Origin of the sequence: Pseudomonas sp. zfem003 (assembly GCF_032621675.1) — a bacterium.
Taxonomy (GTDB): domain Bacteria; phylum Pseudomonadota; class Gammaproteobacteria; order Pseudomonadales; family Pseudomonadaceae; genus Metapseudomonas; species Metapseudomonas otitidis.
The window spans coordinates 123831-145896 of sequence record NZ_JAVYJG010000006.1 but is presented as its reverse complement, the minus strand read 5'-3'; the positions used below and the strand labels follow the sequence as shown (position 1 = coordinate 145896).

The following is a 22066-nucleotide window of genomic DNA, read 5'->3' as shown; positions in this document are numbered from 1 at the left end:
ACTCGCTGATCCGTGAGGCCCGGCGCCCTGCTGTCAGGGGAGATAGGGAAGAGGGGAGCCAATCCGATGGGTACTACGAAGCGGTGCCGGGCTCAGAAGGTGCGGCATCACCTGCCTCGATCCGCCCCTCGAACACCGTCACCTCCCGCACCCCACTCCCTTCCCGGATCAGGAAGATCGCCTCCAGTCCCCGCGCCTGCGCCAGCTTCGGCCCGTGCTCGGGGCCGCTGACCATCAGCGCGGTGGCCCAGGCATCGGCCAGCATGCAACTGGCCGCGATCACGCTGACCGAGGCCAGCGGATTGCGCAGGGGCGCCCCCGTGGCCGGGTCGAAGGTGTGGGCGAGGCGCTCGCCGTCCTGCTCGACCCAGTGGCGGTAGTCACCGGAGGTGGCGATGGCCGCGTCCTGCAATTCCACCACCCCGCGCACCTCGCGGCGGCCGTGCAACGGTTGCTCCAGGGCCACGGCCCAGGGCTGCCCGTCGGGCTTGCGGCCACGGGCGCGCATCTCGCCGTCGATGCCCACCAGGTAGGCCGGTATGCCGAAGCCGTCCAGGGTCTCCGCCAGGCGATCGACCCCATGGCCCTTGGCGATGCCGTTGAGGTCCAGCGCCAGCGGGTGATGCTTGCGCAGCCGGCTGCCGGCGCGGTCCAGCTCCAGGGCGCCGCGCCGGTGCGGGTGCGCGGGGGCTCCTGTCGTGGTCGTGCCGGGCGGGCCGAACCCCCAGGCCTGGACGGGTGCACCGAGGCTGATGTCGAAGGCCCCGGCGGAGAGCAGGCCGACGTTGAGGCCGGCGTCCACCACCCGCAGCAGCGCCGGGGACAGCGGCAGCCAGGTGTCCAGCGGGGCAGCGTTGAGCCGGCTCAGTTCGGAGTCGGGCCGCCACAGCGACATCTGCTGCTCCACGCGCTCCACCGCCTCGGCCAGGGCCTGACGGATGGGCTCCAGGTCGCGTCCCGGCTCGGTGTAGAACAGCGCAGTGAAGCGGCTGCCCATGGTCGGCCCGCTGAGGGTCGCGCGCACCAAGGGCGGGGTATCAGTAGACGTCTTCACGGTAGCGCCCCTGTGCCTTTAGGTGGTTCACGTCCAGGCCCAGCGGGGCCAGCACGCGGTCCAGCGCGTGCATCACGCCCTGGGCCATGTCGCGGCCGCCGCACACCAGCACCTGGGCGCCCTGGGCAAGCAGTTGGCGCAGCACCGGTGCGTCGCCCAGCAGGCGGTCCTGCACGTGCTGGCGCTCGGCGTGTTGGGAGAAGGCCGCGCACAGCCGAGTCAGGCGCTGGTCGGCCAGGTAGCTGCGCAGTTCGTCCTCGTAGAGGAAATCCGACGCCGGGTGGCGACCGCCCCAGTACAGGTGCATCGGGTGCTGCTCGCGGTTGTTGCGGATGAAGCCGGTGAGCGGGCCGATGCCGGTGCCGGCACCGATGAGGATCACCGGGTGACGCCCGCTGGCGGGACGGAACTGCGGGTTCGGCTGGATGAAGGCCTGCACCTGCCCGCCGATGGGCAGCCTGTGCAGCAGGCTGGAGCACAGCCCGTCTTCGTGCCGGCGCACGCAGATCTCCAGCACGCCGTCTTCGGCGCCACTGGCCAGGGAGTAGAAGCGCGGCATCGCGCTGCCGGGCGGGACGATGCCCACCAGGTCGCCGGCCTCGAAGGCGGGCAGGGCGGCGCTGCCGGAAGGTGCGCGGAAGCGCAGCACCTGGGTGGGCGCGTTCACCTGTTCGCCGTAGACCCGGCGCTCCATCAGTTCCAGCGGTTGGCTGGCGGGGGCGCTGGGCTGGTGCTCCAGTTGCAGCGGGTGCCCCAGGGCCTCGCCCAGGGCCAGGCCCCAGCGGTGGAAGGCCTGCGGTGACTGGCGGTCGATGCGCTCCAGCGGCAGCAGCGGTCGGGCGCCTTGGGCCAGCAGCACGGCATCCACCGCCTCGGCGTAGGCGCAGAAGCGCGGGAACTGGCGGTCGCCGAAGCCCAGCACGGCCACCGGCAGGTCGGCCTGCAGCCCATCACGGGCCAGGCGTTCGAGGAAGCGCGAGGCGGATGCCGGCGCCGCGCCGTCGCCGTGGGTGGCGGTCAGCACCAGCAGCTGGCGGGCCAGGGGGTAGTGGGGCGCGAGGTCGTTCATCGGCGCGCAGTGGACGCGGTGCCCGGCGCTCGCCAGGGCCTCGGCCAGGGTGCGGGCGAAGCCCCAGGTGCTGTGGTGCTCGCTGCCCACCAGCACCACGCAGTCGGCGTCTTCGGCCGCGTGGTTGTCGTCCAGCCGCACCCGGTCGCTGCGCCGGCGCCACCACATCTGCACGCCACTCAGGGTCATCAGCGGTACGCCCAGGGCCGCCAGGCTGAGAACGGCGGCCAGCCAGCCGAGCCCTTCGCCGGTGTGCAGGCGCCAGGCCCATTCATAAGCCTGGTGGGCTGTGTTGTAGGGCTGGAAGCCGAGCCACTGGCCGCTGGCCGGGTCGACGTAGCCTTCGCCGTCGCGGGTGCTCAGGCCGTAGGGCTCGCCGGGGTTGTCGGGGCTGGGGAAGGTCAGCTCGCGCAGCTGCGCCAGGGGCAGCGTCTGCAGGGCGCTGAGCTCGGCCACCGGAGCGGGGCGGGCATCGGCCTGCAACTCGGGGTAGGGCGGCTCCGCCCCGCTGCCGTCGTCCACCAGGCCGAAGGTGCCCGCCGCCAGGTACAGCCCGGTGCAGGCGGTGAGCAGCAGCACCGGCAGGGAGGCGCGTGCCACCTGCAGGTGCCAGCGCTGCATCAGGCTGCCCTTGAGCGGGGCGAACAGGCGTCGCCAGCCGCCCATGCGTCGGGCCAGCAGCCAGGCGCCGGAGAGGCTCAGCACCAGCATGGCCAGGGCGCCCAGGGCGGCGCCGGCGTGGCCGGGCGTGCCCAGCAGCAGGGCCCGGTGCAGTTCACGCACCCAGCGCCAGAAGGGCGACGGAGCGTAGGCACCGAGGCTGGCGCCGGTCTGCGGGTCGACCCGTTCGGCCAGGGCTTGCCCGTCGCGGCGGTAATGCACCACCAGCGTGCCGGAGGGCAGCTGGCGCAGCTGTTCGACGTCGGGGAAGCGCTCGCTCACCTGGCCGGCCAGCTGGGCGACGCTCACGGGGGCCTCGGCGCGGGGCACGCTGGCCTGGTCCAGCAACGGGGAGAGGGCCAGCAGGGCGCCGCTGAGGGCCATCAGCATCACCAGCAGGGCGGCGAACAGGCCGGGCAGGGCGTGGGTCTTGCGCAGCATGGGGGTGCCCTCCGGTCAGAGGTCGTAGCGCAGGGATTGCACGTAGCCGTTGCCGCTCACCGGCTTTCCGGCGCCGTCGCGGGTCAGCGGCACCACCACGTCGGCGCGCACGTCACGGTGGTCTTCCACGGCGCTGTCGATGCGGATCTGGTAGCCGGCGTCGATCAGGTTGTCCGCCACCTCGGCGCTGATTTTGAGGGTGCCGCCGCTGCCAACGCTGGCGCCGGTCAGCCCGTCGAACTCGCTGGCCTTGAGCCCGCTGCCGCGTGCCCAGTCGATGAGGTGGCGGTAGTACTTGGCCTTCTTCCCGGCGACCCAGAGGGTCTGCTGGTACTGGCCCTGGGCATTGGTGAGGTAGACCGCGAGGTAGGCGTCGTTACCGCTGTAGTCGGTGAGGTCGGCCTGCAGGGTGACGTCGCGGGCCTGGGCGATGCCCGAGACCAGCAGGGCGCTGGCGAGGCCGGAGGTGGTGAGGAGTCTGTTCATGGCAAGGGTCCGGGTGGCGGGAGATGGACACAGCCTGAACCCCTTGTCTGAAACCTGGCTTAAGCGGCCTGAAAAATGTGTGAAAGGCCGTGCACGCCCCGGGTGGGGCGCGCCTCAGAGGAAGTCGGCGCGAATGCGGTCGAGGTCCAGCGGGTCGATATCGCCGTCGGGCCCGAAGCGCAGGTCGGCCTCGGCGGGGTCGTCCACCTCGCTGCCACGGGCCTCGACGTGCAGCTCGAACAGGGTGTGGAGGTCCGGCGTGGCCAGGTCGCTCATGGCCCGGAGCATCAGGGCGATGCCGCTGAGGTTGTTGGCCACGTTGTTCCAGCGCGGGTAGCCACCCAGGCCGATGTCGGTCCAGATCACCTGCCGTGCCTCCAGGTCGAGGATGAAGGGCAGGCAGGTCTGCTGGTCGCTGGCCAGGTCCAGGCGGTCTTCCACGGTGCGTGCCTCGAAGGGCTCGCCGGAGTTCACCTGGTCACGGGCCATCCAGCCGGCGAAGCACTCCGGCAGGTCGCAATAGGGCTGCCGGGTGTAGCTGTTGATGCAGGTGACCACGAAGCGGATGCCGCGTGTGCGCAGCAGCTCCAGGTCCAGGTCGATGAATTCCGCTGCGCCTTTCGGGGCGTCGACGATGTCGCCGCTGTGGTGCCCGCCGTAGTGGCGCAGGTTGTAGAAGGACACCACGTCGCGGTAGCCGAAGCCGCCGTCGAAGAAGGCTGCCGAGAGGTCGATGTCGGTGCGCTCGCGGCCGTTGGTCCACCAGAGGAACAGGCGGATGAAGCGGGTGTCCGGCAGCGGCAGGCGGCTGCCGCGCACCAGGGTGCGCAGTGCCTTGGCGGCCGAGCGCTGTACCAGCGGCACCTTCAGGTCCGCCAGCGCCGGATCCAGGTAGCAGCGGCCCAGCGGAGGGCGTGTGGCGAAGCGCGCCACCAGGGCCGCGCGCAGGTGCGCGATGACCTGGGTGCGCAGCGTACCCGGCAGCGCCGGGCGTTGCTCCGGCGTGCACCAGGCGCGGGCGGCGTCGCCCTTGGGGAAGAAGGTACGCAGCGCGGCCTGGCCGCGGTGCTGGAAATGTGCCAGGGCCTGCAGCAGCACAGCGGTGGACACCTGTTCGGCCACACGGGCGAAGGTGGCGAGGACGTCCTCGGGTTGGTCGCCGCTGCGCAGCAGGTGGTCCAGCCGACGGGCCAGCTCACCGGGGCGGGTGCGCAGCAGGCGGGTGGCGTCGGCGCTGTGGCCGGCCGCCAGGGCCTGTTCGACGCGGCTGTTGAACCCTTCGAAGGGGCGGTCTTCACGCAGCACCTGGAAGGCGTCCCAGGCCTGGGGGAAGCGCTCGCGCCACTGGCCGGGGTGCAGGGCTTCGCCCAGGCGCTTCCAGCGTTCCTTCCAGCGCAGCATGTCTTCCACCGGCGCCGGGCAGGCTTCCAGCAGCCCCAGCAGCAGGCGCCGCTCGCGCCGTGCAAGGCCCTTGAAGCGGCAGGCCTGGGCCAGGGAGGCATCGCCCTCGCACAGGCACACGGCCAGGCGCAGCACATCGGTGGCGGTGCGCAGCTGGGCCCGGGCAAAGGCCTCGGCGCCATCGAACGGCCCATGGCGCAGCAGCAGCGCGGCGATCAGCGCGAGGTTTTCCTTGAACGGGATGCTTGCCGGCAGCAGCCGCATCACCCCCTCGCCATAGGCGCTGACGAAGGTGCGCAGGTCGTCCCGGTCCTCCACCGACAGCGAGCTGCTGGAGGCGGCCAGGCGGGTGAAGATCGCCTCGCGCTCGGCCACGCTGCCCAGGCGGATCAGCCGGGGCGCGCGGCCGTGCAGCAACGGCACGGGGGCGTCCGGCGTGGCCGGGTGTTCGCGAAGCAGGGTCAGGTAGTGCTGCACCGCGCGCTGGTACAGCGCGTACTCGGGTACCTGGCGCACGCTGCGGGGGAACTCGGGGAACAGGGGCCGGTACTGCCGGTGGGCACCGGTGAGCGCGGCCAGGGTGGTGCGCAGTTCGACCAGCACCTCGGCCAGTTGCGCCGAGGACTGGGTGGCCAGCCGCTCCACCAGGGGTTCGTCGAGCACGAAACCGAGGTTCTCCACCTCCTGCTGCACCATCACCACGTCCCTCGGGCTGGCACCGCCGGCCCCGGGCTCCAGTACGAAACGACGGCTGCGCCGCAGGAAGAGTCCGTTCACATCAGCTCCTGGAAATGAAAAAGCCCACCAGGCGGTGGGCGGTGTGGAAAGCGGGCACCCTAGTTTCAAAGGTAGAAGGAAGGACGCCCATAGCCACGGCGCGATGATAGTGCGGCCCTGGCCGGCAGGAAAACCGCCGAAGTTGCGAAGCTTCGACGCCTTCGCATTTCCAGGGGCGGCGCTCTGGTGGCGCTGCCCGAGCCGCGCCATCATTGCGCGTTTTTTCGCAGGCCCTCAGGAGGGGTGACGGCATGGAGCAGGGCATGGCATGGGAGGCGGCCTCGGGCGCCTGGTTGCACCTCGGGCAGGACGATGCGCCGGCGCGCTGCCTGGCCTTCTGTGGCGAGGTCCCGGCGCTGTGGCTGGTGCTGCTGGGCGGTGCCCGCGAGGTGCCGGCCGTCACCCCGGCCACGGCGGGCTACCAGGTGCCGGTCATTGGCTTGCGAGTACCGCTGGAACAGGCCCTGGCCAACTGGCAGCGGCTGAGCGAGTGGCTGCAGGCACACCCGCAGTTCTACCGCGTGCCCGCCCTGGGCCTGTGCCTGGCGGCGGTGGAGGCGTGGTTGCGGACGGCAGCCGAGGGCCAGGGCCCGGCCTGGCTGCAGGGCGACCTGGATGCCGTTTCCGGGCCGTTCGACCGCAACGCTCCCTCGCGCAGCGGCTTCTGGCGCTGGAATGCCGATGACCGGCTCCAGGCCCTGGCCGATGGCTCGGCGGACCTGCACCGCCTCACCGGCGTGATGGATTTCGAGGAACTGGGCGAGTGGCACCGTGGGTTCGGCTTCGGCACCCTGCGCCACCCCTGGTTCGAGGCCCTGGGGCAACTGGATGGGTTCGCCGCGTTGGAGCACCCCTTCCCGGCGCTGCCGCCCCGCGAGCCGGTGGAACATGACCCCTGGTGGGAGCACAGCTACCGGGCCCACGCCCAGGGCGATCGCTGGGGCCTGGTCAACCAGGCGGATGGCACCTGGCACGAGGCCCCGCGCTGGGACGCCATCCAGCCGGACAGCCACAGCTTCATCCGCGTCTGGGTATGCCAGGGCGCGCTGTGGGGTGTGCTGCAGATCGAACCGGCGGTGGAGCTGCTGCTGGCCCCGCAATTCGACGCGGTGGTGGACAGCGCCTGTGACGACCACATGGTGGCCAGCCAGGGCGGCCTGCTGGGGCTGATGCACATTCCCAGCGGCCAGTGGCGGCTGCCGCCGCGCTTCCACGAGCTGCGCCGGGAGACCGACGAGTTGCTGCGGGCCCGGGAGGGTGCGCACTACGGCTTCCTCGACCTCGACGGTCAGTGGCGGGTGCCGCCCCGTTACCAGGACACACGGCCCTTCGGTGGCACGCTCGCCTTCGATGCCCCGGGCCTGGCCTGGGTGATGGCGGAGGGCCGCTGGGGCCTGCTGGACGAGCAGGGCCAGGAGCGCCTGGCCTGCCGCTACGACCAGGTGGAGTGGCGGAAGGAACACGACCATCGCGGCTGGCGCGTAGGGCGGGACGGCCGCCAGGGCTGGGTCGGCATCGATGGCCGCGAGGCGGTGCCCTGCGAATGGGACGAGGTGGACTGCTACGAACCCTACCGGCACCCCCTGCAGGCCGAGGGCATCTACCGGGTGACCCGCAACGGCCTGCACGGCCTGTTGCCGGCGCTGGGCGACTGGCGCGTGGCCCCGAGCTACACGGAGATCGAACCGCTGGGGCTCGGCCAGGGGGCCGCGCCGTTGCCGGCCGACCCGTGGCGCAGTGCGCCGGAGCCGGACGGCAGCCTGGCGGTGTGGATCGCCGAGGGCGGTGGCGAGCCCGGCGCGCCGCGGCTGTTGATCCGTGTACGCGACCAGCAGGGGTGCGCGGTGATCGACGAATGCGAACGGCAGTGGGTGCCGCCGTCGCCGGGGCTGGTGGAAACCCTGGGCAACGGCAACCAGCGCTGGCTAAAGCGAACCGATGAGCAGGACCGCCAGCAGCTCTGGAGCCTGGTCCGTGGCGAGCCCGCGCTGGCCGGCTGGCACGCCGGGGTCGAGGTGCTGGAGTTGCCGGGCCAGCCGCTGCTGCTGACCTTCGAACGCCTCGACGGCCCCGAGGGTTTCAGCCTGGGCCTGCGCCTGTGGCGGGAAACGGGCGAACCTGCGCTGGAGGGCTGCTTCAGCGCCCTGGCGGGGCAATCGTTCTGGCTGCCACGGCTGGACGAGGACACCCGCGAACAACTGCTCAAGGCCTGGAGCCGTGGGCAGGACGTACCGGCCGAGGCCTGGGAGGCGGGGCAGGCACAGCCCTGTTTCGTCTGCCCCGGCCAGCCCCGGCAGAGTGCCCAGGCGGCCTGGCAGGTGCGCTACCAGGCCGGCGACCTGCAGGCCGCGTTGGCCCTGTCGCGCCTGGCCGCTTCCCCCACGGAGGCCTACGCCTGGGCACGCCGGGCCTGTGCGCTGGACGGCGGCACGGGCACGCCGAGCGCGGGCGCCTGGTTACAGCTGACGCGCCTGGCGCTGCAAGGCGCGGGCGGTGATGACGCCCTGTCGACGGCCCGTGACTGGGTGGCCCGGGTGCGGGCGTCGGAGCCTGAGCTGGACGAAGGCTTCGAGGCCTCGGCCCTGGAGGCGCGCCTGTGGCTGGACCCGGCTGCAGGCCCGGTGGATGGCGCGCGGGCCCTGGCGGCGGCCGATTACCTGGTGGCGGTGACCGGCGCGACCCAGGCGCTGCACCACGAGGGGCGCTACCTGCTGGGGCGCTGCCACCGTGAGGGGCAGGGCACCGCGGTGGACCTGGACGCCGCCCGCGAGCACTGGCGCATCGCGGCCGCCGACGGCCATGGCGCCGCTACCCGGGCGTTGGTGGAGCTGCTGGCCGAGCAGGCCTCGGCCGAGGACGACCAAGCCGCCGCCGAGCGCCTGTGGCTGGAGGCCCGGCAGCACGCCTGGAATTACCTGGAGCACCCCGGCGACGCCGGTGATGCGGCGGTGATCACCGCCTTGCATGGGTTCTGTGGTGAGCTGGAACTGCTCAGCGAGCCCCTCGATTGGGCGGCCGCCGAATACCACCTGTTGCAGGCCGCCGAGGCGGGCCATCTGCCTGCCATGGGCTTGCTGGCGGTGGAGGTCTATCGCCGACGCGGGAGCCCGCTGCGGGACGGTCGCCAGGCCCGTGCCTGGGCGCTGCACCATGCCGAGGCCAGTGGCGCGCTGCCGGCGGAGGCGCCGGCCGCCTGGCGCTGGCTGCTGGGCTGGCTCCTCTGGCTGCGGGGGTGAGGCATGGGCCGCCCCGGAGGGCGGCCCATGGGCATCAGTAGGTGATGCACACCGACTTCAGCTCGGTGAAGCCTTCGATGGCGGCGCGGCCGAACTCGCGGCCGATGCCGGAGTGCTTGTAGCCGCCGAAGGGCAGGTTGGGGTCCACCGGGACGTGGTTGTTGACCCACACGGTGCCGGCCTCGATGCGCGGGATGAGGTCCATCACCCGGCCCAGGTCGTTGCTCCAGATGCTCGCGGCCAGGCCGTAGGGGCTGTCGTTGACCATCTCCACGGCCTGGTCCAGGTCGGTCCAGGGCAGCACCGACAGCACCGGGCCGAAGATTTCCTCACGGGCCGGGGTCATGGACTGGCTGACGTTGGCCAGCACGGTGGGCTCGACGAAGAAGCCCGGCAGGTCCGGCTGGCCGCCGCCGATGCAGATCCGCGCGCCCTGTTCCCGGGCCTGGCCCAGGTGATGCAGGACGTGCTGCTGGTGGCGGCGCGAGACCAGTGCGTTGATCTGCGCCTCCGGGTCCAGGCCGGGGCCGACCTTCATGCCGGCGACACCGGCACAGAGCGCCTCGACGAAGGCGTCGTAGCGGCTGGCATGCACGTACAGGCGCGAGGCCGCCGCGCACACCTGCCCCTGGTTGAGCAGGCCGCCGCCGATGGCGCCGGCCACGGCCTGGTCGATGTCGGCATCGGGCAGCACCAGCATGGGGTTCTTGCCGCCCAGTTCGAGGGTGAAGCGGGTCAGGTTGTCCAGCGCCGCGTGGCCGACCTTGCGGCCGACGGCGGTGGAGCCGGTGAAGGACACCTTGTTCACCAGCGGGTGGGCCACCAGGGCGGCGCCGGCGTCGGCCCCGCCCACCAGCACGTTGAACACTCCGGCCGGTACCCCGGCCTGGAGCGCCAGTTCGGCCAGGCGCAGGGCGGTCAGCGGGGTCTCGTCCGCCGGCTTGATGATGATGGTGCAGCCGCAGGCCAGCGCCGGCACCACCTTCCACAGGGCGATCATCATCGGGAAGTTCCACGGCACGATGCCGGCCACCACCCCGGCCGGCTCGCGGCGGGTGTAGGCGTTGAAGCGCGCGCCGGCGGGTACGGGGATGGACACGTCGAGGGTCTGGCCTTCGATCTTGGTGGCCCAGCCGGCCATGTAGCGCATGTAGTTCACCGAGGCGCCCACTTCCACCGCGCGGGCCAGGTGGATGGACTTGCCCTGGTTGAGGGTTTCCAGCTGGGCCAGTTCCTCGCCGTGGGCCTCCACCAGGTCGGCGAAGCGCAGCAGCACCCGCTCGCGCTCGGCCGGGGCCAGGCGGCTCCAGGCGCCGGAGCGGAAGGCAGCGCGGGCGGATTGCACGGCGGCATCCACCTGGTCCAGGTCGGCCTGGACGGTCTGTGCCAGCACCTCGCCGCTGGCGGGGTTGTGGATCGGCCGCAGGGTGCCCTGGGCGGGTTGCTGCTGGGCGCCGTCGATGAACGAGGCGTGGTGGCGGGCGACGAAGGCGTCGACGGCGGGCAGGGTGGGAATCAGTGCGTGGCTCACGGGCGGCTCCGGGTTCGAGGCAGTTCAGGGAAGGCCCGGAAAGGGCGTTCCCCAGCTTACGAACCCCGCTGCGACCCGGCTTGACTCTGCCTGCCAGGCGCACATGACCCTGCGTGCAGGGGCGGCGCCCCGTCACCCAGCGGCAACAGCACTGGCACGCAGGGTCAAGCCAGTCTGCGGCGGCTGGGCGATAGTGAGCCTGCCGCTCGTGGGCGGCAGGCTTTACTTCATCAGCGCTCCGTTTTTCAGTTTTTGTGCCGCCGTGTTGGTCACCGGCGGCTTTTTTTCGCCTGCGGGTTTGTAGGCACGGTGATGCGGTTCGCCGAGCTCACCGCATCCTACGGGGCGCTCTGCATCGCCTTCTTGAAGCGTCGTCAGGCGCCGCGTAGGTTGGTGGGCCGGACTGATAGCCCCAAGGATGATGATCATGACCCTCGTGCGTGTTGCCCGTTCCGATGATCTGCCGGCCGCGAGTGCGGTTTGCCTGGCGGCGTTCCGTGGCCGGGTGGCGCCGACCCTGGGGGCGGAAGGGGTGGCCACTTTCGAGGCGCTGGCGCAGCCCGAGGCATTCGCGGCGCGGCAGGCCGGGGGTAATCGGTTGTGGGTGGCCGAGCACGCGGGGCGGGTGGTCGGGGTGGTGGAGCTGCGTGAGCAGCGGCACCTGTCGATGCTGTTCGTCGACCCGGGCTGCCAGGGGCAGGGCATCGGCCGGGCGCTGGTGCAGGCCGTGGTGCCGGCGGTGCTGGCCGAGGGGCTGACGGTGAATGCCTCGCTGACCTCGGTGGAGGCTTACCTGCGCTTCGGTTTCACCTGCACGGGCGAGGTGTTCGAGCAGCGTGGCCTGGTGTGCCAGCCGATGGTGCTGGCGCTGGAAGATCGCGCGCCCTGAACGCAGAAAGCCCGGCAGGGCCGGGCTTTCTCGGGGATCAGTTCATGCCGATCCAGTTGGGCAGGACCAGGGAGATCCAGGGGACGTAGGTCACCAGCACGAGGAAGCCGAGCAGGATCAGCAGCCACGGCATGGCGGCGCGGATGGTCTGGGTCAGCGGCATGCCGGTCACCGCGGAGGTGACGAACAGGTTGAGCCCCACTGGTGGTGTCACCAGGCCGATCTCCAGGTTCACCACCATGATGATGCCGAGGTGGATCGGGTCGATGCCCAGCTTCATGGCGATGGGGAACAGGATGGGCGCGAGGATCAGGATGATCGCCGACGGTTCCATGAACGCCCCGGCGATCAGCAGCACGATGTTCACCACCAGCAGGAAGGTCACCGGCGTCAGGCCGGCATCCAGCACCCAGGCAGTGATCTGCTGCGGCAGCTGCTCGGTGGTCAGCACGTGGGCGAAGAGCATGGCGTTGGCGATGATGAACATCAGCATGATCGACAGCTTGCCCGACTCCAGCAGCACCTTCGGCACTTCGCGGAAGGTCATGTCCTTGTAGACGAACAGCGCGATGAACGCCGAGTACACCGCTGCCACGGCGGCCGCTTCGGTGGGGGTGAACATGCCCGAGTAGATGCCGCCGAGGATGATCACCATCAGCAGCAGGCCCCAGATGGCACGACGGGCAGCGGTCAGCCATTCGCGGAAGGTGGCGCGGGGCAGGGCGGGTAGGTTCTTCTTCACCGCGACGATGTAGATGGCGATCATCAGCACCACGCCGAGCATGATGCCGGGCACGACGCCGGCCATGAACAGCTTGCCCACCGAGGTCTCGGTGGCGGCGGCGTAGACCACCATGACGATCGACGGCGGGATGAGGATGCCCAGGGTGCCGGCGTTGCAGACGATGCCGGCGCCGAACGACTGCGGGTAGCCCGAGCGCACCATGCCGGCGATGGCGATGGAGCCCACGGCGGCGACGGTGGCGGGGCTGGAGCCGGAGAGCGCGGCGAACAGCATGCAGGCCATGACGGCGGCGATGGCCAGGCCGCCACGGATGTGGCCGACGCAGGCGTTGGCGAAGTCGATCAGCCGACGTGCGACGCCGCCGGTGGTCATGAAGGCGCCGGCCAGCAGGAAGAACGGGATCGCCAGCAGGGTGTAGTGCTCGGAGGTCTCGAACAGCTTGATGGCCAGCGAGCGCACCGAATCCGGGCTGAACAGCATGATGGTCACGGAGCCGGCCAGGCCCAGGGACACGCCGATGGGCACGCCCATGAACATGAGCAGGAACAGCAGGAAGAACAGGAACAGGACGGTCATTTCGAGTCTTCCTTGTGCGGGCTGTCGTCGTGCTCGGAGAGCTTGACCGCTTCGGCGGCTTCATCCGCGAGGCCGAGGCCGGTCTGGCGGCCCTGCAGGATGCGCACGAGGACTTCGGCAAAGCGGATGAACACCAGGGCGAAGCCCAGGGGCAGGATCAGGCCGATGTGCCATTGCTGGATGCCGTAGTGGCCCAGGTCTTCGGCGCCGATGCCGGCGGTGAACAGGGTCTGCACCCATTCGAAGCTGGCGGTGCCCATCAGCCCGGCATAGGCCAGGCAGCACAGGCAGGCGAGGATGCCGATGATGCGCTGGGCCGGACGGGGGAACAGCTTGACCACGGCGTCCACGCCGATGTGGCCGGCGGTGCGCACGCCGTAGGCGAGGCCGAAGAAGATCAGCCAGGCGAACAGGGCCTTGGTCAGCGAGTTGCTCCAGGTCATGGCCTGGGCCATGGCGAGGATGGAGTCGCCGATGCCGAACAGGGTTTCACTGGCCGACTCCCAACGGTCCGCCAGGTTGTAGAAGAGGGTGTAGAGGTTGTTGAGGATGACGTAGACGAAGGTCACCAGCGTCATGGCCGCCAGGAGGAAGGCGATGAAGGCCTCCTCGAAGTGGTCCCAGACGCGCCGGAGGGCGTTCATGGAGATTCTCCCGATGGCAGGAAGGACGACGGATGCGGGGCCTTGCGGCCCGCACCCGTGGTGGTCTTACGGGGCCTGGTTGGCGGCCTCGGCGGCCTTGATCAGGTCGGGGCCGATCTCGGCTTCGAACTTCTTCCACACCGGCTTCATGGCTTCGCGCCATGCGTTGCGCTGCTCGGGGGTGAGTTCGATGATCTCGCTGGTCTTGGCGTCGATGATGCGCTGCTTGTCGCCCTGGTTGAGGGCTTCGGCCTGCTTGTTCACCTCTTCGGTGACTTCGACGGTGATCTTCTCCAGCTCGCTGCGGACATCAGCCGGCAGGCCGTTCCAGAACTGGGTGTTGGTGATCAGCATGTAGTCCAGCACGCCGTGGTTGGACTCGGTGATGTACTTCTGCACCTCGTGCATCTTCTGCGAGTAGATGTTCGACCAGGGGTTCTCGGCACCATTCACCACGCCGGTCTGCAGGCCCTGGTAGACCTCGGCGAAGCTCATCTTGCGCGGGTTGGCGCGCACGGCCTTGAATTGCTCTTCCAGCACGGCGGAGGCCTGCACGCGGAACTTCAGGCCGCGGGCGTCCTTGGGCTCGCGCAGTGGCTTGTTGGCCGAGAGCTGCTTCATGCCGTTGTGCCAGTAGCCCAGGCCGGTGATGTTCTTGCTCTCCATGGACTTGAGCAGCTTCTGCCCTTCGGGGCTGTGCTGGAAGCGGTCAACGGCCTGGATGTCGTTGAACAGGAAGGGCAGGTCGAACAGCTGCACCTGCTTGGTGTACTGCTCGAACTTGGCCAGGGACGGGGCGATCATCTGCACGTCGCCCAGCAGCAGCGCTTCCATTTCCTTGCCGTCGCCGAACAGCGACGAGTTGGGGTAGACCTCGACCTTCACCTTGCCGGCCAGACGCTCTTCCGCGAGCTTCTTGAACAGCAGCGCACCCTGGCCCTTGGGCGTGTGCTCGGCGACAACGTGGGAGAACTTGATGACGATGGGGTCAGCCGCATGGGCCAGACCGGCGGCGCCCAGTGCGAGCGCACAGGCGAGGGCTTTCAGAGCAGGTTTGAACATCAGATGCATCCTCTTGTTGTTCTGAGCTGGAACGTCCGTTCCATCAATCCATTGGAGACAACAAGAGAGTCTAGGCGCCATCCCCGGGGTTGGAGGTGGTGCAAAGGGCGCGGCTTGACTGTCGTTCTTGTTGGCTCGCGGCCTCAAGTGGAGCAAGGGATGTGCCAGGGGGTGGCGGGACGGGAAGGCGCGGGGGCGCTGGGCTGTGCGTGAGGGGTGGGATGTGCTGTGGCGAAAAACCGCCATATTCGGTCTTCTTGATGGCGGATTCCCGCCATAAAGGGGCGCGGAGCGGCTGGCACGCTCCGCGCCGTTTCCTCAGAACATCACGGCCAGGGTCAGCTGGCTGTAGACGTTGGTGCCGTTGCCGCCGACCTGGTTGCCACCGCTGGTTTCGTCACGGTCGGGGCGGTAGAGGCCGACCAGGGGGCTGATCAGCAGGTGGTCGTTGACCGCCCACTCCAGGTACAGGTCCAGCTCGCGGCCGTCGAGGTTGAGCTGCTCGTGGCGGTCCAGGGTGTTGAAGTCGAAGTACAGGACGCCGAGGGTGAGGTTCTCCAGGGGCTTGGCCTTCAGGCCGACATGGTGGATGCCGGTGTTGCGGTTGAACGGGCCGGCGTAGTTGGAGGCCACTTCGCCCTGGAACCAGGTGCCGTAGCCGCTGGAGAAGCCGTTGAACATCGAGTCCCAGTCCTGGGAGTAGCGGCTGTAGCGGTAGGTGAGCTTGGGCGCCCAGGCGACGTCGGCGAAGGTGTAGCCGGCCTCGGTGTACCAGGCGGTTTCGCGGCCGGCGTCCTTGTCCTGCCAGGCGTATTCGAAGCCGAAGCTGGCGTTCTCGATGCCGGCATCGCCTTCGCCGCGCAGGCTGTAGATGTCCATGCCTTCGCGCTGCTTCTGGAAGTCGCTGGCCCACTGGTCGGTGACGTCGAGGCCGTGGATCCAGGTCAGCCCCAGGGTGCCGGCCTTGCCGGTGTAGTCGAGGGTGCCGGCGGCCAGCTCGGTCTCGGCCTGGGCGCGGTTGTCGGATTTGAGCCAGAGCACGCTGCCGTGCAGGCCGTCCTGGCCGCCCAGGCGCAGCACGGCGGTGCGGTCGAAGGCGTGGCGGGCGGCGATGTAGTAGGCGCCGCCGCGGTCGAGGGCGCCGTCGGCCGGGCCCTGGCCGAGGTTGGGGCCGTCGTCGTTGATGAGGAAGCCGGTGCCCAGCTTGATCACCTGGCGGCCGAAGGAGACGTCGATGCCGTCCTCGCCCAGCACCGGCACCAGGTCGGCGGAGCGCCAGCCCAGGTTGGCGTCTTCGATCTTGGTGGTGCGCTCGCGGCCAAGGGTGTTGCCGCCCGGGTCGCCGTCACCCCAGGTGGCCGAGCTGACCCAGTTGAGGGCGCCGTAGAGGGTGCCGTTGCCGGCCAGGCCCTGGGTGCCGCTGATGCCGTACTTGATGAAGCCCTCGCGCCAGGTGGAGCCGCCGGAGGTGCCGTCGTAGTTCTTGCGGCTGTTCATCATGCCGTAGACGGCCAGCAGGTCGGCGTTCAGGTGGGTGTCCTCATCGGCGTAGAACTCGTAGGCGCGCGCGCCCTGGCTGGCGGCGAGCAGGGCCGCGCCCAGGGCGATGGCCTGTGCCAGCCTGTGCGGTCGGATCGGGTGCCCCATGGTGTGTCTCCCTTGCGTGGTGTTGTGCGTCCGGGGCGTCGGCCCCGTGGTGGGTTGGCATGCCGTGGCGCGGGGCGACGGCGGGGGCATTTGTGCGCCGATGGGGCTGGGCCGTCTTGTCCGTCCCTGCCAGGCGCTTGACCGCGCCGGACGTGGCCTGGCGGATGTCAGCCAGCTACAAGAGGGGCGGCACGCAGGGGCAAGACGCTGGCGCGGGGCGGGGGCAAAGTGACCCGGACCCTGCACCGTTGCGCCGGTTTTGCGCAGCCCGGTGGGGGCGACAGACGGGCCTGGCGATGCGCCGAATGGCTGATAGGGGAACGGGGGTTGCCTTCATGCTCTGGCCAGGCCGGTGTCACGACAAATCAGAACAACAGACTCCGAGGTCCACCCACCATGTCGCTCAATGAACAGCTCAGCGTGCACCTGAGCCGAGGCTCGGTCGGCTTCCCGACGGCCCTGGCCAGTACCATCGGCCTGATCATGGCCAGCCCGGTCATCCTCACCGCCACCATGGGCTTCGGCATCGGCGGCAGCGCCTTCGCCATCGCCATGCTGATCGCCCTGGTGATGATGCTGGCGCAGTCCACCACCTTCGCCGAAGCCGCGTCGATGATCCCCACCACCGGCTCGGTGTACGACTACATCTCCTGCGGCATGGGGCGCTTCTTCGCCATCACCGGCACCATCGCGGCCTACCTGATCGTCCACGTGTTCGCCGGCACCGCCGAAACCATCCTCTCCGGGGTGATGGCGCTGGTGAACTTCGAGCACCTCAACACCCTGGCCGAGTCGGCAGGCGGTTCCTGGCTTTTGGGCGTGGGCTTCGTGGTGGTGTTCGGCATCCTCAATGCCTTCGGTGTCAGCGTGTTCGGCAAGGCCGAGGTGATCCTCACCTTCGGCATGTGGACCACGCTGATGGTGTTCGGCGTGCTCGGGGTGCTGGCCGCGCCGGCGGTCGAGCTGGACGGCTGGTTCGGCGCCTCCCTGGTGGGCACCGATGTGGTCACCGTGCTGTCCCTGGTGGGCATGGCGATGTTCATGTTCGTCGGCTGCGAGTTCGTCACCCCGCTGGCGCCGGACCTGCGCAACTCCGCCCGCACCATGCCCCGTGCCATGGCGCTGGGCCTGTGTGGCGTGGCCTCGTGCATGTTCATCTACGGGGCGGCGATGAAGCGCCAGGTGGAGAACGTGCTGCTGGACGAGGCGACCGGCGTGCACCTGCTGGATACGCCGATGGCCATCCCGCATTTCGCCCAGCAGGTGATGGGCGACATCGGGCCGATCTGGCTGGGCATCGGCTTCCTCTTCGCCGGGGCGGCCACCATCAACACCCTGATGGCCGGCGTGCCGCGCATCCTCTATGGCATGGCGGTGGATGGCGCGCTGCCGAAGGTCTTCGCCTACCTGCACCCGCGCTTCAAGACCCCGGTGCTGTGCATTGCCGTGGCGATGCTGATTCCCTGCGCCCACGCGGCCTACCTGGGTGGCAACGCCGACAACATTGTGCCGCTGATCCTCGCAGCGGTTTGTGCCTGGGGCACGGCCTACCTGCTGGTGACGATCTCGGTGGTGCTGCTGCGCCTGCGTCGGCCGGACCTGCCGCGTGCCTACCGCTCGCCGTTCTTCCCGCTGCCGCAGATCGTCTCCAGCGTCGGCATCCTCATCGGCCTGTGGTTCATCGCCCCGCCAGGCATGAGCCGCAGCGACGTCTACGTGCCCTTTGCCGTGATGCTCAGCCTGACCGCCGCCTACGCGCTGTTCTGGACCCTGGTGGTGCAGCGGGTGAACCCGTTCCGCCCGGTGCCGGTGGAGGAGATCCTGGAGAAGGAATTCAGCCACGAGCCGGGCATTCACCCTGCGGAGTTCCCGGGCCATGTTGCAAAGGCTGTCTGACCGGCTGGGCTGGAACCGCGCACCCTCGGGCTACCGCCCGGGGGTGACCCTGGCCCACCTGCGGCGTGACCTGGCCGGGCTGGACTGCGAGCCGCTGGGCCCCGGCCTGGCGCGCTTCGTGACGGCGGACGGGGTGCCGTTCGAGGCCCGCGAACGCACCCAGTCCGAGCTGTTGATGCACCTGGTGCTGGTGGAGTTCTCCCTCTACGTGCCGTCCCGCGAGGAGGGCCCCGCGCGGTTGGCGCTGCGCCACACCGGCCTGGTACGTCGAGAGGGGCTGGCGATCCGCCGCATGGCGGGCCAGGGCGAGACGCTGGAGGCGCTTGTGCAGGCCTTGGAAAGCGACCTGGCGCTGAAGGCGGCGCTGATGCCGCTGGATTTCAAGCGCCTGGAGCTGGAACGCACGGGCAGCACCTGGCAGGTGCGCCTGGAGCACATGGGCGCCAGCGAGGTGGTCAACCGAATGCCGGCCTTCCGTCGCTACATCCGCCTCGACGGGCCGCAGCGGGCCTTGCTGCTGGATGCCTTGCAGGTACTGGCGCGGCTGCTGGCGCAGCATTGAGGGCCGGCTCAGGTCACCGTAGGGCGCCTCTAAAAACGTAGGCGAGGCAGTCAGCGCAAGGCAAAAACAGGCGAAAAAGCGCAGTTTACGCGTGGTAAATGAGCATTTTGATCGGACTCGCGCCCGAGCCTGTTTTTAACGCCGCGATGGCAACGCAGGTAGTTTTTAGAGGCGCCCTGTAGAGGCCTTCTTCATGCCGGGGATTAGCACCAGCTGGCGCAGGTCCGCCACCTTCAGGTCGATGCTCTTGCCGCTGGGGGACAGCGCCAGCTCGCCCATGGCGAATACGCGGAAGTAGTCCACCTCTTCCCGCAGCAGGCTGTCGAGGTAACCCCGGAAGCGGTAGGCGTCCATCTGCTCCTTGGCGATGTAGAGGAACACCGGCTTGTTGTCGATGCGGTCGTAGAACTTCAGCTTGAAGCCGCTGCCGTAGCGGTCCACCAGCAAGGCACCGCCCTGCAGCACGCGGTTGGCATTGCCCAGCCGGGCGTAGCGGATGGCCTTGAAGTAAGCAGCGAGGGGCATCTCGCCTTCACCTACCACCCGCAGGCGCATGGCCTTGAAGTCCTCGTCGGACAGCTCCAGCCGTGCCTGCCGGTAGCACTCCACCAGGCGCTCCAGGCTGCTGGTGCGCTGGTTGGCGGAGGCGCGCTGGCGGGGCGTGCCGGCGCCTTCCTGCGGCTTGGCAGGGGCGGGGTTCGGTGCGGGTTTGGTGGCTGCAGCAGGCTCCTGGCCGGCCGCGGGGCGCTCGGCCAGGGGCTCGAACACGTCGATGTAGTCGTGCAGCTTGCGTCGCGCCTGGCGCAGCCGGGCCTCGGCTTCGCTCTCGCCGGGCAGGCGGCCTTCGGCGTCCTCCTCCTCGGTGCGCATCCACTCGCAGTCGGGGGCATGGGGCGAGTGGGGGTTCTCGCGGAAGTGGGCGGCCTTGTAGGTCTCGTTCGGCTGCTTGTCGTAGTTGGCCGCCGTCACCTTGGTGCCCAGCGCACGGCAGGCGGGGTTGGAGCAGAGGAAGTCGAAGCGGCTGCGCGGCTCCGGCAGGGAGAAGTACGCCCGCCGGGCTTCGGCGATGGACAGCACTTCGTCCAGTTGGACGCAGTAGGCGCGGGTGATGGGGGCTTTGCTGGGCATCCGAGCGGTTCCCTGGCTGGAGGCAAGAGCGGCGATTATGCCGGCCCCGGCGGTGGCGGCAAACGGTTGGCTGGAGTGGGCGCCGGGTGGGTGCTAGGGTCGTGGCGTTCGTGCATTCAACAAGGAGTGAGTCATGGCATCGCACAAGCTCAAGGGCGGCAGGCCCGTCGGCAGCGCCCGCCCGAAGGGCCGGGGAGGGCAGGCTGTACCCGGCAACCGCCAGGGCCGTGCCCCGCGCAAGACCCGCTCGGGAGTGCCGGCGCTGTTGATCGCCGGCGGGATCGTGCTGCTGGTGATCGGCCTCGCGGTACTGACCCGCTGAGGCTGTCAACGCGATTCAGAAGAGCCCCGGCCATCGTGCCGGGGCTGCATTCAGAGGTCGAGCAGTGACGGCGCGATACCGAGCGCCCTGGCGATTTTCTCGCGGGTGGCCTTGCGCGGCCTGCTGGCTTGCTCCTGCTGCGCGTAGGCCGGTTGGCTGATCCCGATCCGGGCGGCCACTTCTGCCTGGGACAGACCCAGGTGACGGCGCCAGGCCGCAATCGGCGTCAGCCCGTCCTTCACCATGTGGCCCACCACCTCGTTGGGCACCCGGTCGGCTTGCGGGTGGCTGGCGATGTACTGGGCGTAGGGAATGACGACGAAGGCTGGCTTGCCCTCGGCGTCGTTGATGATCTGCACATCAGTAGGTGTGTTCATCGCGCTTCTTGACCTCTTCGATACTCACGATCTGGATGCCGCCGTCCCAGTCGAACAACACCCGGTAGTGGCCGACGCGCAGCCTGTAGCCGTACGCGTGATGGACGAGCGCCTTGACGTTTTGCGCGTCCGGCATGAAAGCCAGTGCCTGGACCGCGTCATAGAGACGCCGCTGGTCGTTGGGGGTGATCTTGCGGAGTTGCTTGACGGCCTTCCGTGTCCACTGGATCTCATTCATCCCGACGTCACTCAATATATAAGCAATATAAGTAACGTAACAGGTGTTTTTTGTCAGGCGAGCCGAAGGCGTTGTAAGGGCGTTCCGGCTTTCCATGGCGCGTCTTCCCAACCGCAGGTGCCGTTCACGCTCCCTCGGCTGGGAGCCCCTGAACGGGCCAACATCGATTGGCGCCAAACCTGCACAGGACGTGGCGTTGAGCCGCTGTTGCGCCTTCATCGATAACATGTTAACTATTCGCCGACAACAACAAGACAGCCACCCCAATGGAGGTGCCTATGAACGCCGCTCTCGCCGCCCAAGACGGTCTGGATGGCTGGAAAGCCGCGCTGCAAGCCATCTGTGGGAAGTTCGAAACCCAGATCGCCTTCAACCGCTCGCTGTTCATCGGCGACATCTCGCTGCGTGATCATTCCGGCCTCACGATGGCGCACCTGCGCACCAATGCCGGGCTCATTGCCCGCTCGTCGAACAAGGCCGACCACGACAACGACCAGCACTGCTTCCTGGTGAGCCAGCGCAGCGGGCATTCGCAGATCAGCCAGGACGGCGTGGCCATCCACCTTGCCCCCGGCGAGATGCTGCTGATGGATTCGGTGGGCTCCTGCGAGATCACCCCCTTCGGCCTTATCGAGCATTGCTCGCTGTCCCTGCCGCGCCGCGAGGTGGAGCAGGTGGTGAAGCAGCGCACCTTCGGCAAGATCCCCTCCGGCTGCTCCAGCGGGAAGATGTTGCACCTGCTGATGGACCAGCTCTGCCGCGAGGGCGAGGGGCCGGGTGAGGCGGGTGAGCGCGAGGCCATGCAGAGTGCCTTCATCTCGCTGCTGGCGCCGGCCATGGCCCAGTCCGACGAGGAGTTGCCGAGCAGCGAGCCCCTGCACGGCGCCAGCCTGCGCAGCTATGTGCAGAAGCTGATCGACGACTCCCTGTCCCAGCCCAACCTCACGCCGCTGGGGTTGGCCAATCGCCTGAACATTTCCGTGCGCCACCTTTACCGGCTGTTCGAGGAGCAGGGCGACAGCGTCTGCCGCTACATCCAGCGTTCGCGCCTGCAGCGCAGTGCCGCCGACCTGGCCAACCCGACCCTGCGCAGCGAGTCCATCACCGCCATCGCCTACAAATGGGGCTTCACCGACTCGGCGCATTTCAGCCGCTCGTTCAAGAAGCACTTCGAGCGTTCGCCGAAGGAGTACCGGGCCAGCGCCCTGATGGGGCACTTCTAAAAACTACCTGCGTTGTCATCGCGGCGTTAAAAACAGGCTCAAAATGCTCATTTACCGCACGTAAACTGCGCTTTTTCGCCTGTTTTTGCCTTGCGCTGACCG

The 22066-nt window shown here is 69.2% G+C and carries 19 protein-coding genes; 6 read left to right on the top strand and 13 right to left on the bottom strand.

Going from position 1 to position 22066, the window contains the following annotated elements; all coding sequences use genetic code 11:
• Positions 1 to 73 precede the first annotated feature (73 nt).
• From RTK35_RS14695 to RTK35_RS14680, 4 genes are all read right to left on the bottom strand, one after another.
• Positions 74 to 1054: an FAD:protein FMN transferase gene (locus tag RTK35_RS14695; protein WP_316908329.1), complete on the bottom strand. Its 981-nt coding sequence runs from the start codon at positions 1052 to 1054 to the stop codon at positions 74 to 76.
• Positions 1038 to 3224: a PepSY domain-containing protein gene (locus RTK35_RS14690; RefSeq protein ID WP_316908328.1), complete on the bottom strand. Its 2187-nt coding sequence runs from the start codon at positions 3222 to 3224 to the stop codon at positions 1038 to 1040. The genes RTK35_RS14695 and RTK35_RS14690 overlap by 17 nt, the downstream gene beginning before the upstream one ends.
• A 15-nt stretch (positions 3225 to 3239) precedes the next feature.
• Positions 3240 to 3710: a DUF2271 domain-containing protein gene (locus tag RTK35_RS14685; protein WP_316908327.1), complete on the bottom strand. Its 471-nt coding sequence runs from the start codon at positions 3708 to 3710 to the stop codon at positions 3240 to 3242.
• A gap of 114 nt (positions 3711 to 3824) precedes the next feature.
• The gene (locus RTK35_RS14680) at positions 3825 to 5888 is read right to left on the bottom strand and encodes a TerD family protein (RefSeq protein WP_316908326.1); all 2064 of its coding nucleotides are present in this window, start codon (positions 5886 to 5888) and stop codon (positions 3825 to 3827) included.
• Positions 5889 to 6151: 263 nt separating this feature from the next.
• On the opposite strand from RTK35_RS14680, the gene RTK35_RS14675 reads away from it, so the two are divergent.
• Positions 6152 to 9124, top strand: coding sequence for a WG repeat-containing protein (locus RTK35_RS14675; protein ID WP_316908325.1), 2973 nt, complete (start codon positions 6152 to 6154; stop codon positions 9122 to 9124).
• A 34-nt stretch (positions 9125 to 9158) separates the two neighbouring features.
• Here RTK35_RS14675 and RTK35_RS14670 read toward each other — a convergent pair whose 3' ends face one another.
• Entirely contained in the window at positions 9159 to 10655 is a 1497-nt protein-coding gene (locus tag RTK35_RS14670; RefSeq protein WP_316908324.1) for an aldehyde dehydrogenase family protein, read from the bottom strand.
• Positions 10656 to 10877: 222 nt separating this feature from the next.
• Complete coding sequence (locus tag RTK35_RS14665) at positions 10878 to 11084, bottom strand: hypothetical protein (protein WP_316908323.1); 207 nt, start codon at positions 11082 to 11084, stop codon at positions 10878 to 10880.
• On the opposite strand from RTK35_RS14665, the gene RTK35_RS14660 reads away from it, so the two are divergent.
• Positions 11083 to 11544, top strand: a complete 462-nt coding sequence (locus tag RTK35_RS14660; protein WP_316908322.1) for a GNAT family N-acetyltransferase — start codon at positions 11083 to 11085, stop codon at positions 11542 to 11544. The genes RTK35_RS14665 and RTK35_RS14660 overlap by 2 nt on opposite strands.
• A 37-nt stretch (positions 11545 to 11581) precedes the next feature.
• Here RTK35_RS14660 and dctM read toward each other — a convergent pair whose 3' ends face one another.
• From dctM to RTK35_RS14640, 4 genes are all read right to left on the bottom strand, one after another.
• A complete protein-coding gene (dctM, locus tag RTK35_RS14655) occupies positions 11582 to 12865 on the bottom strand; it encodes a C4-dicarboxylate TRAP transporter large permease protein DctM (protein ID WP_044412203.1) in 1284 nt (427 codons plus the stop codon).
• Positions 12862 to 13509: a TRAP transporter small permease gene (locus RTK35_RS14650; protein WP_044412200.1), complete on the bottom strand. Its 648-nt coding sequence runs from the start codon at positions 13507 to 13509 to the stop codon at positions 12862 to 12864. Before RTK35_RS14650 ends, dctM begins: the two co-directional genes overlap by 4 nt.
• Positions 13510 to 13575: 66 nt before the next feature.
• Positions 13576 to 14571 (bottom strand): C4-dicarboxylate TRAP substrate-binding protein DctP, encoded by a 996-nt coding sequence (gene dctP, locus RTK35_RS14645; protein WP_044412197.1) that lies wholly within the window; start codon positions 14569 to 14571, stop codon positions 13576 to 13578.
• Between the two features lie 318 nt (positions 14572 to 14889).
• Positions 14890 to 16218, bottom strand: a complete 1329-nt coding sequence (locus RTK35_RS14640; RefSeq protein WP_316908321.1) for a hypothetical protein — start codon at positions 16216 to 16218, stop codon at positions 14890 to 14892.
• A gap of 396 nt (positions 16219 to 16614) precedes the next feature.
• Between RTK35_RS14640 and RTK35_RS14635 the strand changes: the two genes are divergently transcribed.
• Entirely contained in the window at positions 16615 to 18114 is a 1500-nt protein-coding gene (locus RTK35_RS14635; RefSeq protein WP_316908320.1) for an APC family permease, read from the top strand.
• Complete coding sequence (locus RTK35_RS14630) at positions 18095 to 18676, top strand: DUF3156 family protein (RefSeq protein WP_316908319.1); 582 nt, start codon at positions 18095 to 18097, stop codon at positions 18674 to 18676. Before RTK35_RS14635 ends, RTK35_RS14630 begins: the two co-directional genes overlap by 20 nt.
• A gap of 165 nt (positions 18677 to 18841) precedes the next feature.
• On the opposite strand, the gene RTK35_RS14625 is transcribed toward RTK35_RS14630, so the two are convergent.
• Complete coding sequence (locus tag RTK35_RS14625; RefSeq protein ID WP_316908318.1) at positions 18842 to 19804, bottom strand: ATPase; 963 nt, start codon at positions 19802 to 19804, stop codon at positions 18842 to 18844.
• Between the two features lie 133 nt (positions 19805 to 19937).
• Here RTK35_RS14625 and RTK35_RS14620 point away from each other — a divergent pair, with 133 nt between their 5' ends.
• The gene (locus tag RTK35_RS14620; RefSeq protein WP_316908317.1) at positions 19938 to 20126 is read left to right on the top strand and encodes a hypothetical protein; all 189 of its coding nucleotides are present in this window, start codon (positions 19938 to 19940) and stop codon (positions 20124 to 20126) included.
• A 50-nt stretch (positions 20127 to 20176) separates the two neighbouring features.
• Here the strand turns inward: RTK35_RS14620 and RTK35_RS14615 are convergent, their stop codons facing one another.
• Together RTK35_RS14615 and RTK35_RS14610 are read right to left on the bottom strand one after the other, a co-directional pair.
• On the bottom strand, positions 20177 to 20503 hold the full coding sequence (locus tag RTK35_RS14615) for a helix-turn-helix domain-containing protein (protein WP_236210755.1): 327 nt from the start codon (positions 20501 to 20503) through the stop codon (positions 20177 to 20179).
• Positions 20487 to 20741: a type II toxin-antitoxin system RelE family toxin gene (locus RTK35_RS14610; RefSeq protein ID WP_282888038.1), complete on the bottom strand. Its 255-nt coding sequence runs from the start codon at positions 20739 to 20741 to the stop codon at positions 20487 to 20489. Before RTK35_RS14610 ends, RTK35_RS14615 begins: the two co-directional genes overlap by 17 nt.
• A gap of 278 nt (positions 20742 to 21019) precedes the next feature.
• Between RTK35_RS14610 and feaR the strand changes: the two genes are divergently transcribed.
• Complete coding sequence (gene feaR / locus RTK35_RS14605; protein ID WP_316908316.1) at positions 21020 to 21964, top strand: transcriptional regulator FeaR; 945 nt, start codon at positions 21020 to 21022, stop codon at positions 21962 to 21964.
• Positions 21965 to 22066 lie beyond the last annotated feature (102 nt).

What these genes read in the sequence shown, in the direction of transcription:
- RTK35_RS14690 (WP_316908328.1), bottom strand. Translation starts at nt 3,224, where the DNA reads ATGCTGCGCAAGACCCACGCCCTGCCCGGCCTGTTCGCCGCCCTGCTG.
- RTK35_RS14620 (WP_316908317.1), top strand. Translation starts at nt 19,938, where the DNA reads ATGGCATCGCACAAGCTCAAGGGCGGCAGGCCCGTCGGCAGCGCCCGC.
- RTK35_RS14665 (WP_316908323.1), bottom strand. Translation starts at nt 11,084, where the DNA reads ATGATCATCATCCTTGGGGCTATCAGTCCGGCCCACCAACCTACGCGG.
- RTK35_RS14610 (WP_282888038.1), bottom strand. Translation starts at nt 20,741, where the DNA reads ATGAATGAGATCCAGTGGACACGGAAGGCCGTCAAGCAACTCCGCAAG.
- RTK35_RS14640 (WP_316908321.1), bottom strand. Translation starts at nt 16,218, where the DNA reads ATGGGGCACCCGATCCGACCGCACAGGCTGGCACAGGCCATCGCCCTG.
- dctP (WP_044412197.1), bottom strand. Translation starts at nt 14,571, where the DNA reads ATGTTCAAACCTGCTCTGAAAGCCCTCGCCTGTGCGCTCGCACTGGGC.
- RTK35_RS14635 (WP_316908320.1), top strand. Translation starts at nt 16,615, where the DNA reads ATGTCGCTCAATGAACAGCTCAGCGTGCACCTGAGCCGAGGCTCGGTC.
- RTK35_RS14630 (WP_316908319.1), top strand. Translation starts at nt 18,095, where the DNA reads ATGTTGCAAAGGCTGTCTGACCGGCTGGGCTGGAACCGCGCACCCTCG.
- feaR (WP_316908316.1), top strand. Translation starts at nt 21,020, where the DNA reads ATGAACGCCGCTCTCGCCGCCCAAGACGGTCTGGATGGCTGGAAAGCC.
- RTK35_RS14650 (WP_044412200.1), bottom strand. Translation starts at nt 13,509, where the DNA reads ATGAACGCCCTCCGGCGCGTCTGGGACCACTTCGAGGAGGCCTTCATC.
- RTK35_RS14675 (WP_316908325.1), top strand. Translation starts at nt 6,152, where the DNA reads ATGGCATGGGAGGCGGCCTCGGGCGCCTGGTTGCACCTCGGGCAGGAC.
- RTK35_RS14625 (WP_316908318.1), bottom strand. Translation starts at nt 19,804, where the DNA reads ATGCCCAGCAAAGCCCCCATCACCCGCGCCTACTGCGTCCAACTGGAC.
- RTK35_RS14685 (WP_316908327.1), bottom strand. Translation starts at nt 3,710, where the DNA reads ATGAACAGACTCCTCACCACCTCCGGCCTCGCCAGCGCCCTGCTGGTC.
- RTK35_RS14660 (WP_316908322.1), top strand. Translation starts at nt 11,083, where the DNA reads ATGACCCTCGTGCGTGTTGCCCGTTCCGATGATCTGCCGGCCGCGAGT.
- dctM (WP_044412203.1), bottom strand. Translation starts at nt 12,865, where the DNA reads ATGACCGTCCTGTTCCTGTTCTTCCTGCTGTTCCTGCTCATGTTCATG.
- RTK35_RS14615 (WP_236210755.1), bottom strand. Translation starts at nt 20,503, where the DNA reads ATGAACACACCTACTGATGTGCAGATCATCAACGACGCCGAGGGCAAG.